9 protein-coding genes are annotated in these 13142 nt (G+C 60.1%); 4 read left to right on the forward strand and 5 right to left on the reverse strand.

The genetic code is table 11. From position 1 onward, the window contains the following. Window positions 1-150 precede the first annotated feature (150 nt). Both TL5118_RS18815 and TL5118_RS18820 read left to right on the forward strand, forming a co-directional pair. Complete coding sequence (locus TL5118_RS18815; protein WP_058242283.1) at window positions 151-489, forward strand: P-II family nitrogen regulator; 339 nt, start codon at window positions 151-153, stop codon at window positions 487-489. Between the two features lie 26 nt (window positions 490-515). Then, window positions 516-1853, forward strand: a complete 1338-nt coding sequence (locus TL5118_RS18820; RefSeq protein ID WP_058242282.1) for an ammonium transporter AmtB — start codon at window positions 516-518, stop codon at window positions 1851-1853. 133 nt (window positions 1854-1986) lie between these two features. Here the strand turns inward: TL5118_RS18820 and TL5118_RS18825 are convergent, their stop codons facing one another. Together TL5118_RS18825 and TL5118_RS18830 are read right to left on the reverse strand one after the other, a co-directional pair. Further along, on the reverse strand, window positions 1987-2484 hold the full coding sequence (locus tag TL5118_RS18825; protein ID WP_058242281.1) for a DUF2478 domain-containing protein: 498 nt from the start codon (window positions 2482-2484) through the stop codon (window positions 1987-1989). Between the two features lie 27 nt (window positions 2485-2511). Further along, window positions 2512-4851: a Tex family protein gene (locus TL5118_RS18830; RefSeq protein WP_058242280.1), complete on the reverse strand. Its 2340-nt coding sequence runs from the start codon at window positions 4849-4851 to the stop codon at window positions 2512-2514. A 147-nt stretch (window positions 4852-4998) separates the two neighbouring features. Here TL5118_RS18830 and ade point away from each other — a divergent pair, with 147 nt between their 5' ends. Both ade and TL5118_RS18840 read left to right on the forward strand, forming a co-directional pair. Next, window positions 4999-6705: an adenine deaminase gene (gene ade / locus TL5118_RS18835; RefSeq protein ID WP_058242279.1), complete on the forward strand. Its 1707-nt coding sequence runs from the start codon at window positions 4999-5001 to the stop codon at window positions 6703-6705. A 151-nt stretch (window positions 6706-6856) separates the two neighbouring features. Next, window positions 6857-8956 (forward strand): 3-hydroxyacyl-CoA dehydrogenase NAD-binding domain-containing protein, encoded by a 2100-nt coding sequence (locus TL5118_RS18840; RefSeq protein WP_058242278.1) that lies wholly within the window; start codon window positions 6857-6859, stop codon window positions 8954-8956. 88 nt (window positions 8957-9044) lie between these two features. On the opposite strand, the gene polA is transcribed toward TL5118_RS18840, so the two are convergent. From polA to TL5118_RS18855, 3 genes are all read right to left on the reverse strand, one after another. Further along, entirely contained in the window at window positions 9045-11855 is a 2811-nt protein-coding gene (polA, locus tag TL5118_RS18845) for a DNA polymerase I (protein WP_058242277.1), read from the reverse strand. A 357-nt stretch (window positions 11856-12212) separates the two neighbouring features. Beyond that, a complete protein-coding gene (locus TL5118_RS18850) occupies window positions 12213-12899 on the reverse strand; it encodes a TIGR02117 family protein (RefSeq protein ID WP_058242276.1) in 687 nt (228 codons plus the stop codon). A 21-nt stretch (window positions 12900-12920) separates the two neighbouring features. After that, window positions 12921-13103 carry a zinc-finger domain-containing protein gene (locus TL5118_RS18855; RefSeq protein ID WP_058242275.1) on the reverse strand — a complete coding sequence of 61 codons (183 nt, stop codon included), beginning with the start codon at window positions 13101-13103 and terminating at the stop codon, window positions 12921-12923. Window positions 13104-13142 lie beyond the last annotated feature (39 nt).

The raw sequence follows: 13142 nt of genomic DNA on the forward strand, positions 1-13142 counted from the left end.
CCTGTGCAACTGCAGCATTTCCTTCACCTGAACCCACCCCGTGATGTTGGTTGAGACCGTAATTCTGCGGGTCTGGCAGACGGGTGAGTGCGTGAGCGAACGCCAACAACCGGCCCCGCGTTTTCGACAGGCTGAACTAAGGGGAACAAGGTGAAACTGATTATTGCAACGATCAAACCGTTCAAGCTGGAGGAGGTCCGTGAAGCACTGACCGAAATCGGCGTGCGCGGCATGATGGTCACTGAAATCAAAGGCTTCGGCTCGCAGTCGGGTCATACGGAAATCTATCGCGGCGCGGAATACGCAGTGAATTTCGTACCCAAGATCAAACTGGAAATCGTGGTGAGCGCGGCGATGGCAGACCAAGCCGTCGAGACCATCACCAACACCGCCCGCACCGGCAAAATCGGTGACGGCAAGATCTTTGTGCTGGACGTGGCACAGGCCGTACGCGTGCGTACCGGCGAAACCAACGACGACGCGATCTAAGCGTGGACGGGGAAAGGACAATGGAAATGAACCGTATTACCAAACTTGGTCTGGCCAGCGCTGTTGCGCTCCTGCCGACCCTGGGCCTGGCCGAAGATGCCGCCCCGGTTGCAGGCGTCGACGCCTCGACCGACACCATTTTTATCCTGAACTCGCTGCTGTTCCTGGTTGGCGGCTTCCTGGTGTTCTGGATGGCCGCAGGTTTCGCCATGCTGGAGGCCGGTCTGGTCCGTGGCAAAAACGTAACCATGCAGCTGACCAAGAACATCGCGCTCTTCTCGCTGGCTGCGATCTTCTACTACCTGATCGGCTACAACCTGATGTACCCGCTGGGCACATGGTCGGTTGACGGCATCCTGTCCGGCGTCTGGGGCCCCGGCGTTCTGGAAGCTGTGGGTGTTGGCCGCGATGGCGCTGACGATTACGGCTATGCCTCCACCGGTTCGGACTTCTTCTTCCAGCTGATGTTCTGCGCCACCACCGCCTCGATCGTTTCGGGCACCCTGGCTGAACGTATCAAGCTGTGGCCCTTCCTGATCTTCACCATCATCCTGACTGCCATCATCTACCCGCTGCAGGCGTCGTGGAAATGGGGCGGCGGCTTCCTGGATCAGGCTGGCTTCCTGGACTTTGCTGGCTCGACCGTTGTGCACTCGGTAGGTGGCTGGGCCGCTCTGACCGGCGCGCTGATCCTCGGCCCGCGTATCGGCAAATACAAAAACGGCAAAACCATCCCGATCCCCGGCTCGAACCTGACGCTGGCGACCCTGGGTACCTTCATCCTGTGGCTGGGTTGGTTCGGCTTCAATGGCGGCTCGCAGCTGGCCATGGGCACCGTGGGTGACGTTGCAGACGTAAGCCGCATCTTCGCCAACACCAACACGGCCGCTGCAGGTGGCGCCATCGCCGCGCTGATCCTGACCCAGGTTCTGTACAACAAGCCGGACCTGACCATGGTTCTGAACGGCGCACTGGCTGGTCTGGTGTCGATCACCGCAGAGCCGCTGACCCCGTCGCTGGGTGCAGCCACCCTGATCGGTGCCGTGGGCGGTGTGATCGTTGTCTTCGCCGTACCGTTCCTGGACAAGCTGAAGATCGACGACGTTGTTGGCGCCATCCCGGTTCACCTGATCGCCGGTATCTGGGGCACCATCGCGGTTGTCTTCACCAACGCGGACGCCTCGCTGGGCACGCAGCTCTACTCGATCGTTGTGGTCGGCATCTTCACCGTGGTTGTTTCGGCAGCTGTCTGGTTCGTGCTGAAAGCAGTGATGGGCCTGCGCGTCGACGAAGAGACCGAAATCAACGGCCTCGACATGGCAGAGCTGGGCATGGAAGCCTATCCGGAATTCTCCAAAGGCTAAAACTCGCCTCAGGAGAAACGCAAAGACCGGGCCCTTGCGGGGGCCCGGTTTTCTTTTGTGCAGTCGCCTTTTTTGAAACGCGACTGCGTCGCGTGGCCTTCGGCGAGAGTATTTTGGAAACAGTGAAAGCGGTTTAGGTCGCTAGCCAGGCACGCAACGCGGCGGGCGAATCCCCTGCCTGTTCCGCCGCACCGCCGGTGAAGTCCTGAAAGGCGGCGAAGTTCGTTTCATTCACCCCGACAAGCACCGGCACCTCCAATTCCAGCGCCAAAGCGATGGTGGAGCGGAAGCCGCGCCCCTCGGCCTCATGCTTGCCGAATTTATTGATGATCACCAGTTTGGGGGCCGCATCGTTCAGCTGTGCCTCGGTCAGACCAACGGCCTGTTCCAGTGCCACCGGGTCCAGACGGCAGCCGCGCGAATCCTTGCCAAGGTTCTGTGAAATGCGCACCACGGGTCCTGCGGGCAGGATCTGCAGATCCATATCGCATTTGCCCTCAGGCGCGCATTCAATGTCATGCTGCACAGCACCAGCCAGCGCCACACCCTCGGCCGCCAGATCGGCCGCAAGCCCAGCCAGCAGGCGGTTCATTTCGCCCCGTTCCGAGATTTTTACATAGCCGATCTTCATATCTCGCTCCTAAGTGCTGCGAAAGCTTTAGCGCTTTTTCATCGCATCCATCAATGCGGCACCGAGTGCACCTGTGTCATTTCCCTTACCCTGGGGCTTGCTGGAAAACTTGCCACCGCGCGGGCCACCACGGGATCCACCGGGCCCGCCGGAACGGCCACGATCCGGCCGATCACCCTGCCCGCCCCGTGCAGCCGGGGCGGCGCCCCCATCTTTGCGCATGCTGAGGCCGATGCGGTTGCGGGGCACGTCCACCTCGGTCACACGGACCTTCACCACATCGCCCGCCTTGACCACCTCATGCGGGTCTTTGACAAAGCGGTCGGCCAATTGGCTGACGTGAACCAGACCATCCTGATGCACACCGATATCCACAAAGGCGCCGAAGGCCGCAACGTTGGTCACGGTGCCTTCCAGTGACATGCCGGGCTTCAGGTCCTTGATGTCATCAATACCATCTGCAAAGCTGGCGGTTTTAAAATCCGGACGCGGGTCGCGGCCCGGTTTTTCCAGTTCCGACAGGATGTCGCGCACCGTGGGCAGGCCGAAAGTATCGTCAACAAAATCCTCAGCCCGCACCCGGCGCAGCTGCGCCTCATCCCCCATCAACTGGCGCAGATCGCGGCCACAGGCGGCCACGATTTTGCGCGCCACGCCATAGGCTTCTGGGTGGACCGAGGAGGCATCAAGCGGCTCATCCCCCTCGGCGATGCGCAGGAAGCCGGCGCATTGTTCAAAGGCGCGCGGACCCAGACGGGCGACATCCAGCAGCTCTTTGCGGGTTTTGAAGGCGCCGTTGATGTTGCGATGGCTGACGATGGCCTCAGCCAGGCTCTCGCCCAGGCCCGAGACCCGCGCCAACAATGGTGCGGAGGCCATGTTGAGGTCAACGCCCACCGCGTTCACCGCATCCTCCACCACCGCATCCAAGGAACGGGCCAGTTGGAATTGATCGACATCGTGCTGGTACTGGCCAACGCCGATCGACTTCGGCTCAATCTTCACCAATTCGGCCAGCGGGTCCTGCAGACGCCGGGCAATCGACACGGCGCCGCGCAGGCTGACATCCAGATCAGGGAATTCACGCGCCGCCAGTTCCGAGGCGGAATAGACCGAGGCCCCCGCCTCGGACACCACAACCTTGGTGGGTTTGCTGCCCGGCAGTTCCCGCAGCAGGTCGGCGACCATCTTTTCACTTTCACGGCTGGCGGTGCCATTGCCGATGGCGATCAGCTCCACGCCGTGCTGCTTGATCAGCTTGGCCAGGGTGACCTGCGAGCCGCGCAGATCGTTTTTCGGCTGGAACGGGTAGATCGTATCGGTCGCCAGCACCTTGCCGGTGGCATCCACCACCGCCACCTTGCAGCCGGTGCGAATGCCCGGATCAAGGCCAAGGGTGGCTTTGGCCCCTGCCGGCGCGGCCAGTAGCAGATCTTTGAGATTACGGGCAAAAACCTTGATCGCCTCATCCTGCGCACGTTTGCGTAGATCCGCCATCAGATCCAACATCATCGAGAGCGACAGTTTCACCCGCCAGGTCCAGCTGGCCGCCTTGCGCAGCCATTGATCCCCGGCGCCCGTGCCGCTGACATCCAGTGCCGCCGCGACCATATCGGGGGCGCGATCGGCGTCTTCTTCAGCCGGGGCGATATCGACGCTCAGGATGCCCTCATTGCTGGCCCGCATCATTGCAAGGGCACGATGGCTGGGCGCATCTTTCCATGCCTCCTGATGATCGAAATAATCCGAGAACTTGGCGCCCTTGGCCTCCTGCCCTTCGATCACCTTGGCCTTGATCAGCGCATTGCCTTGCATGAAGCCGCGCAGCCGGCCAATCAGATCAGCGTTTTCGGTCAGCCGTTCTGCAACAATATCCCGGGCGCCGTTGAGGGCCGTTTTGGTATCCGCAACAGCCTCAGACAGGTAGCCGTTGGCCAGTGCCTCAGGATCGGCGTGACGGTCGGCCAGAATAGCATCCAGCAACGGCTCCAACCCGTTTTCCCGCGCGATCATCGCTTTGGTGCGGCGCTTGGGTTTATAGGGCAGATACAGGTCTTCCAGCTGGGCCTTGGTTTCCGCCGTGGCGATAGATTTCGCCAACTCATCCGTCAGCTTGTCCTGCGATTTGATCGATTCAACGATGGCGGCGCGGCGCTGTTCCAACTCACGCAGATAGACCAGCCGTTCAGACAGGGTACGCAGCTGGCTGTCATCCAGACCGCCTGTCGCCTCTTTCCGGTAACGGGCCACAAACGGCACGGTGGCGCCCTCATCCAGAAGTGTCACAGCAGCGCCGACCTGACTGGCCGCAGCGCCGATTTCTTTGGCGATGATCTGGGTGATACGTGGGGCAGTGTCGAGCGCCATTTTTGGTCCTCTCAGTCTTTGGGAGGGCCACCATAGAAGCGCGCGCGAAGGAGGGGAAGGCGAAATAGAAATGACGCAGGTTTGCCCTACCGCTGGCCCCGGCGCCATGGCATGCTGCGCCATTGTTTTGAGGAAGGAGCGCAGCACATGAGCAGCAGCACAGGGCATTTGGCACAGCGGATCGCACAGGGGCGCGGGCAGGGAAAGGCGGATCTGGTGCTGAAGGGCGGCCAGATCTTTGACCTGATGACCGGCCAAATGCTGCAGGGCGATGTGGCAATTTGTGGCGACCGGGTGGTGGGCATCTGCGAGAGCTATGAGGGCACGCGTGAGGTGGACGTCAGCGGCAAGGTGCTGGTGCCGGGCTTCATCGACACCCATCTGCACATCGAAAGCTCCCTTGTGACGCCGTTCGAATTTGACCGCTGTGTGCTACCGCATGGGGTGACCACCGCGATCTGTGATCCGCATGAGTTTGCCAATGTGATCGGCCCGGCAGGCATTCGCTACTTCCAGCAGGCGGCCGGCAACACCCTGATGGATATCAAGGTGCAACTGTCCTCCTGCGTGCCCTCAACCGATATGGAAACTGCAGGGGCGACCATTCTGGCTGAGGATCTTAAACCGCTGATGGGGCATCCCAGCGGCATCGGTCTGGCAGAATTCATGAACTTCCCCGGCGTGTTGTTTCAGGACCCGGAGGTGATGAAAAAGCTGGACCTGTTTGAGGATCAGCATATCGACGGCCATTGCCCGTTGCTGTCTGGCAAGGATCTGAACGGCTATATCGCCGCCGGCATCCGCACAGAACATGAAGCAACCACGGCCGAAGAGGCGATGGAAAAACTGCGTAAAGGCATGCGGGTTCTGATCCGCGAAGGTTCGGTTTCCAAAGACTTGCATGCGCTGGCGCCAATCCTGACCGATGTGACCTCGCCCTATCTGTGCCTGTGCACCGATGACCGCAATCCGCTGGACATCGCGGAACAGGGGCATCTGGATTACATGATCCGCACGTTGATTGGGCTGGGGGTTTCCCCATTGGCCGTATACCGCGCGGCCAGCATTTCGGCGGCCGAGGCCTTTGGCCTGAAGGATCGTGGCCAGATCAGCCCGGGCAAACGTGCTGACATCGTGATCCTGAATGATCTTGAGACCTGCGATGTGGCGGATGTGATCTGCGGCGGGGTCTGGGTTGACGATGCCGCCTTTGCAGCCCGTGAGCTGATTGATCCCGTCGGCCGCCACTCGGTCAACGCGCCCAAGGTCGGGCCGCAGCATTTCCGCACTGCCGGCAACCGCGAAGACACCGATGTGATCGGCATTCTGGAAGGCAAGATCATCACCGAACATCTGAACGAAGTCATGGTGATTGAAGATGGTGACAAACGCCCTGACCTCAGCCGCGATCTGATCAAGATCGCCGTGATCGAACGGCATGGCAAAAACGGCAATATGGCCACCGGCTTTGTGCGCGGGTTCAAACTGAAGCGTGGGGCGATTGCTTCCACGGTCTGTCACGACCATCACAACATCGCGGTTGTTGGCGCCGATTACGATGACATGGCACTGGCCGCCAACCGTTTGGGGGAGATTGAGGGCGGATTTGTGGTCGTCGAAGGTGGCAAGGTTTTGGCCGAACTACCGCTGCCCGTTGCCGGGCTGATGAGCCTTGAAAGCCATGAGGTGGTGCATGACCAACTGGTCGATCTGCGTGCCGCTGCGCGGGATCTGGGGGTGACATTGGAAGAGCCGTTCCTGCAGCTGGCGTTCCTCGCATTGCCGGTCATTCCCAACCTCAAAATCACCGATCGCGGGCTGGTGGATGTGAACAAGTTCGAGATCATTTCGTAACGGTCGGAATCACCCAAATGGATTTGAATTTCGCATTGCGGAATAAGATTTCGCAACGTTGACGTGATCCTTTTCGGGCACTAGCTTAGCGGCAAATCAAAACCGGCCTTCGGGTCGGTTTTCCCACTTTCCAACAGCCGGGGCCGCTGACATGACCACCTCTTCCGCCGTCAACGCCAATATTTCCATCGAACAGCTGGGTGACATCGCCCTGATCTGCATCGACAACCCGCCCGTCAACGCCTCAGGCCAGCTGGTGCGCCAGGGGCTGTTGGATGCGGTGACGCAGTTGAACAGTGCAGCGGACGCCAAGGTGATTGCCATCTATGCGGCGGGCCGCACCTTTGTGGCGGGCGCCGACATCAAGGAATTCGGCAAGCCGCCGCTGGAACCCTATCTGCCCGATGTGTTCAACGCGATTGAAGCCAGTGCAATCCCGGTGATTTCGATCCTGCACGGCACCGCATTGGGCGGCGGGTTCGAACTGGCGCTGTCGACCCATGCCCGTATCGGCCTCAAAGGGCTGAAGGTTGGCCTGCCAGAGGTCAACCTGGGCCTGTTGCCCGGCGCCGGGGGCACCCAGCGCCTGCCGCGTCTGGCTGGCATGGGTTTCACCCTTGATATGGCGCTCAGCGGCAAACCGGTCAGCGCGGAAGCAGCCCTTGAGGCCGGTGCCATCGACCGTCTGGTCGAGGGTGATCCGCGCGATGTTGCCCTGGCCATGGCGCAGGAAGTCATCGACGGCACGCTGGCGACCCGCCCGACCGGGTCACTGCAGGTTGCGGCCGATGAAACCCTGCTGGAAGAGACCGCCAATAAGCTGCGCATGAAGCAACCGCACCTCTTCTCCCCACACAAAATCGTTGAGGCAGTCGCGGCCTCAACCCTGCCACTGGCTGAGGGTCTAAAAGTTGAACGCGCCGCCTTTATGGACGCGATGCAAACCCCACAGCGCGGCGGCCTGATCCACGCCTTTTTTGGGGAACGCGCCGTTTCGAACATACCTGAGGCCAAGGGGGACGCCCGCGATATCGCCAAAGTTGGCATCATCGGTGGCGGCACCATGGGATCGGGGATCGCAACCGCCTGCCTGCTGGCCGGGCTGCCGGTGCGCCTGATTGAGGTGGCACAAGACGGGCTGGATCGCGGGGTCGCCACGATCACCAAGAACCTTGAGGGCGCCGTCAAACGTGGCAAGCTGACCCAGGCCAAGAAAGCCGCCGCACTGGCTGCGCTGGAGCCGTCATTGGCGATGGAGGATCTGGCCGACGTGGATCTGGTGATTGAAGCCGTGTTTGAAAGCATGGACGTCAAACGCGACATCTTTGGCAAGCTGGACACGATCTGCAAGGACGGGGCGATCCTTGCCTCCAACACCTCTTACCTCGACATCAACGAAATTGCTGCCTGCACCAGCCGGCCCGGCGATGTTTTGGGGCTGCACTTCTTCAGCCCGGCCCATGTGATGCGCCTGCTGGAGATCGTGCAAGGTGCCGAAACCGCGCCCGAGGTTCTGGCCACCGGCTTTGCCTTTGCCAAACGGCTGAAGAAAGTGGGCGTGCTGGCGCAAGTTTGCGATGGCTTCATCGGCAACCGGATCATGAACCACTATGCCAAGGCCGTGGGCTATCTGGTGCTGGACGGCGCATCACCGGCTGAGGTGGATCAGGCGCTGGAAGGTTTCGGCCTGGCCATGGGCCCCCACAAGGTTGGCGATCTGGCGGGGCTGGACATCGGCTGGGCCAACCGCAAACGCACTGCGGACCAGCGCGACCCCGCAGACCGCTACGCCACCCCACATGCGGATCGCATCTGCGAACAGGGCTGGTTTGGCCGCAAAACCGGATCGGGATATTACACCTATGAGGACAAGCATCCCAAGGTGAACCCTGAGGCGATCAAGATCATTGAGGATCTGCGCAGCGAATTGGGCATCACGCCGCAGGACTTCTCGGCCGAGGAGATTGTGGATCGTTACCTGACCGCGATGATCGTGGAATCGATCCGCGTGATCGAAGATGGCACCGCAAAACGTCCGGTGGACGTCGATATGGTCTTCCTGTTTGGCTATGGCTTCCCCCGGTTCCGGGGCGGGCCGCTGCATCAGGCGGATCAGATCGGCACCAAGGCACTGATCAAGCGGATCGAAGGCTATGCCGTAGAAGATGCCCGTTACTGGCAGGTGCCACAACTGCTGCGTGACATGGATGCAGCCGGTCAGACATTTGCTGACCTTAACAAGAAAGCGTAAACCGATGAGGTTCAGCCCCCCGGGGCTGAGCCATCAATGCCAAGGATCGATGGCACCCTGATCCCATCAGCCAGATCGGCAGGGGCGCTTAATGCGCCTCCGCCCAATTGGCGCCACGGCCTGCATCCACAACCAGCGGCACTGACATATGCAGGGCCGGCGCTGCGGCACCTTCCATCACCTCACGGGCCACTGCGATCACCTGATCCGCAGCATCCTCTGCCACCTCAAAGATCAATTCATCGTGGACCTGCAGCAGCATCTTGGCGGGCAGATCTTTGATCGCGTCGGGCATACGGATCATCGCGCGGCGGATCACATCAGCCGCGGTGCCCTGGATCGGTGCGTTGATCGCAGCTCGCTGGGCAAAGCCAGCGCGCGGCCCTTTGGCGTTGATCTCCGGCATGTGGATTTTGCGGCCAAAGAGGGTTTGGACGTAAAGGTTCTCTTTCGCAAAGGCCTTGGTGTCATCCATATAGGTTCGGATGCCGGGAAAGCGTTCGAAGTAGCGGGTGATAAACGCCTGTGCGTCCCCGCGCGGGATGTGCAGATTCCGCGCCAGACCAAAGGCCGAGATGCCATAGATCACACCAAAGTTGATCGCCTTGGCCTGTCGGCGGATTTCTGGCGTCATTTCTGACATCGGCACATCAAACATTTCCGAAGCGGTCATGGCATGAATGTCATGGCCATCCTTGAACGCCTGTTTCAGCGCATCAATGCCGGCCATTTCCGCCAAAATACGCAGTTCGATCTGGCTGTAGTCCAGCGACAGCAGCACCTTGCCCTCATCCGCAACAAAGGCTTCGCGGATTTTGCGGCCCTCTTCGCTGCGCACGGGAATGTTCTGCAGGTTCGGATCGTTTGAGGCCATCCGGCCGGTGCTGGCACCGCTTTGCAGATAAGAGGTATGAACCCGACCGGTGTCAGGGTGGATGTGATCCTGCAGCGCATCGGTGTAGGTCGATTTCAGTTTTTGCAGCTGACGGTAATCCAGCACACGGCGGGCGAAGGTATGTTCATTGGCCAGATCTTCCAATACGTCAGCAGGGGTGGACCACTGGCCGGTTTTGGTTTTCTTGCCACCTTCCAGCTCCATCTCTTCAAACAGGATTTTGCCAACCTGAGCGGGGCTCTGGACGTTGAACTCATGGCCTGCCAACTCATAGAGCTCGGCCTCATAGCCAGCCATTTTCTGCGCAAAGCTGTTGGACATCCGGCTGAGCACATCGCGGTCCACCTTGATGCCGGTCATTTCCATGTCTTTGAGGACATGCACCAGCGGGCGTTCCAGCTTTTCATAGACCGTGGTCACCTGTTCCTGATGCAGCTGCGGTTTCAGCTTCTGCCACAGGCGCAGGGTGATATCAGCATCTTCGGCGGCGTATTTCACCGCATCCTCAATTGGCACCCGGTCAAAGGTGATGGCGGATTTGCCGGAGCCCAGCAGAGATTTGATCGGGATCGGCGTATGATTCAGATAGCGTTCGGACAGCGCATCCATCCCATGGCCGTGGATCCCCGCATGCAGCGCGTAGGAGAGCAGCATGGTGTCATCAATCGGCCCCACCTCAATCCCGTAGCGTGAGAAGATCTTGGCGTCATATTTCATGTTCTGGCCGATCTTCAGGATGCTTTCATCCTCCAACATCGGTTTCAGCATCGCCAGGGCCTGCTCCAGATCCATCTGACCTTCCGCCAGCTGGTCAGACCCAAACAGATCATCCGATCCGGCCTTATGGGTCAGCGGCACATAGCAGGCCTGCCCCGCCTCGGAACTGAGGCAGATCCCCACCAGATCCACACGCATTTCGTCCAGACCGGTGGTTTCCGTGTCCACCGCGACGTAGCCGCGTTTGTAGGCCGCATCGATCCAGGTCTGCAGACCCTCAGCATCTTTGACCCATGCGTAGGCTTCGGGGTCAAAGGGCAGATCTTCCGGCACATCCACCTCCCCCGCGGCACTGGCACCCTGCTGCGGGGTGTCGTTGATCACCGGCGCCTCAACACCCAGCTGTTCGGCAATGCGTTTGGTGAGGGTGCGGAACTCCATCTCAGCGAGGAAATTCATCAACTCCTCAGACACCGGATCTTTCACCTCCAGGTCATCCAGGGTGAAATCCAGCTCCATCTCACAGTCCAGCTGCACCAGCCGTTTGGACAGCTCAATCTGATCGCGTTTTTCAATCAGGGTCTGACGGCGTTTGGGCTGTTTGATCTCTTCGGCACGGTCCAGCAGGCTTTCCAGATCGCCAAATTCATTGATCAGCAACGCGGCGGTTTTGATACCGATCCCCGGCGCACCGGGCACGTTATCGACCGAGTCCCCGGCCAGCGCCTGCACGTCGACCACCCGTTCCGGGCCAACGCCGAATTTTTCAAACACCCCGTCACGATCGATGCGCTTGTTCTTCATCGCATCCAACATTTCCACACCGTCGCCCACCAACTGCATCAGGTCCTTGTCCGAGGAGATGATGGTGCAACGCCCGCCCGCTTCGCGTGCCTGACAGGCCAGGGTGGCGATGATGTCATCGGCCTCGAACCCCTCAATTTCCTTGCAGGCGATATTGAAGGCACGGGTGGCGTCACGGGTCAGCGGGAACTGCGGGCGCAGATCCTCAGGCGCCGGCGGACGATTGGCCTTGTAGAGGTCATACATGTCATTGCGGAATGACTTGCCCGAGTGATCAAAGATCACCGCCACATGGGTCGGTGCGTCCGGGCCAGTGTTGCCCTCCACATAGCGGTGCAGCATGTTACAAAACCCCGCAACAGCGCCAATCGGCAACCCATCCGATTTCCGGGTCAACGGCGGCAATGCGTGATAGGCGCGGAAGATAAAGGCCGAGCCGTCGATCAGATGCAGGTGGCAGCCTTTGCCGAATTCGGTGCTCATGAGGGTCTCCGCGCTTGGGGGAACATCGGGGGTGTTCTAGTTATGTCCAGCCCCTGTGATCGCACGGATCACGCCCGACGGCTAGGCTCAGGACCCACTAATTTTCCGCACCGGCGTCAAAATCGCAAAATATCAATGATTTGAGGTGCGCCGGAAAGAGTGGTTCTCTTTTCAAGCGCCTCACGCCGTTGAGATGCAGCGATTTTGACGTCTGCGATTTGGCGGTTTTTCGAACTAAGCGGCGTCACATGGCCTTGAAATAGATCACTATTCCTGCGGTCATGTTCCTTGTCAGTTCGAAAATCTGCCAAACCGGTGCCGGAACATTAGTGGGTCCTGAGCCTAGGGCGCAGGCGATCAATTTCCGCCAGAATGGAACCGCCACAGCGACAGGGTGACCGAGGTGGGGATTGGCGTCCATCGCCCAAAGGCCACACCTGCATTGCGCAGCTGCGCGCCAACCCAGGCATTGCAGGTGCGCAGCAGGTTAAAGCGCCCCTCGGCCAAAAAGAACTTTCCTTGCGATCCAGTTTGCACCGGCACCTCTTGAGGCGTTTCGCCGAAACTTTGGCGGATCCCGTGCCGCAGCGCGCGATATTGCGCGGGGCTCAATTGCAGCCAGGTCACCACATCCGGATCCCCAAGCGCGCCATAGACGTCCACCCGCAGCACGGAGTGATCACCAAAAATAGCCCGGCGCGCCGCCGTCCAGGAGACATCGCTGTAATCCCCAACAGTGGTGTAAAATTCGCGCGCGCCCCACCCGACCATCAGCCATGCAGCTTGGGGATGGGAAATCGGCACGTCGCTCAGGCTCAGCACCGCAAACTGGTCACGGGTTTCCGCATCTAGCGGCAATAGGAAATCATTGTGGATCGGGCCTGCGACCAGCCCGATGGTCACCGCATCGCCATCCGGCAGATCCGCGTGATCACCTGCAATCACACCGCCCAGCAGGGCGCCGGCCAGATAGATCATCATCAGCGCCGAGAGCGCGGCCAGCAGACCCAAGAAAAGCTTGCCCAACCGGGACAGGAGCGCCATCAGACCCAGCGCCCCACCCTGTTAAGCCTGATCAGCCTTGGAGCCCTTCAGGATGTATTTCGCATCGCAGTAAGGGCATTCAACAAAACCATCTTCGGCCGGGATTTGCAGCCAGACGCGCGGATGACCCAATGCCCCTTCGCCACCATCACAGGCGATCTTGGATGTCTCGACAATCTTGGTCTCTGGCGCTTGGGTCGTCATCTGGGACGTTTCCTTTTGGCTACAAAACTACTAGGTGCT

It is taken from the genome of Thalassovita autumnalis, from assembly GCF_001458255.1.
Lineage (GTDB): Bacteria > Pseudomonadota > Alphaproteobacteria > Rhodobacterales > Rhodobacteraceae > Thalassobius > Thalassobius autumnalis.

What these genes read in the sequence shown, in the direction of transcription:
- TL5118_RS18820 (WP_058242282.1), top strand. Translation starts at nt 516, where the DNA reads ATGAACCGTATTACCAAACTTGGTCTGGCCAGCGCTGTTGCGCTCCTG.
- TL5118_RS18825 (WP_058242281.1), bottom strand. Translation starts at nt 2,484, where the DNA reads ATGAAGATCGGCTATGTAAAAATCTCGGAACGGGGCGAAATGAACCGC.
- TL5118_RS18830 (WP_058242280.1), bottom strand. Translation starts at nt 4,851, where the DNA reads ATGGCGCTCGACACTGCCCCACGTATCACCCAGATCATCGCCAAAGAA.
- ade (WP_058242279.1), top strand. Translation starts at nt 4,999, where the DNA reads ATGAGCAGCAGCACAGGGCATTTGGCACAGCGGATCGCACAGGGGCGC.
- TL5118_RS18840 (WP_058242278.1), top strand. Translation starts at nt 6,857, where the DNA reads ATGACCACCTCTTCCGCCGTCAACGCCAATATTTCCATCGAACAGCTG.
- polA (WP_058242277.1), bottom strand. Translation starts at nt 11,855, where the DNA reads ATGAGCACCGAATTCGGCAAAGGCTGCCACCTGCATCTGATCGACGGC.
- TL5118_RS18850 (WP_058242276.1), bottom strand. Translation starts at nt 12,899, where the DNA reads ATGGCGCTCCTGTCCCGGTTGGGCAAGCTTTTCTTGGGTCTGCTGGCC.
- TL5118_RS18855 (WP_058242275.1), bottom strand. Translation starts at nt 13,103, where the DNA reads ATGACGACCCAAGCGCCAGAGACCAAGATTGTCGAGACATCCAAGATC.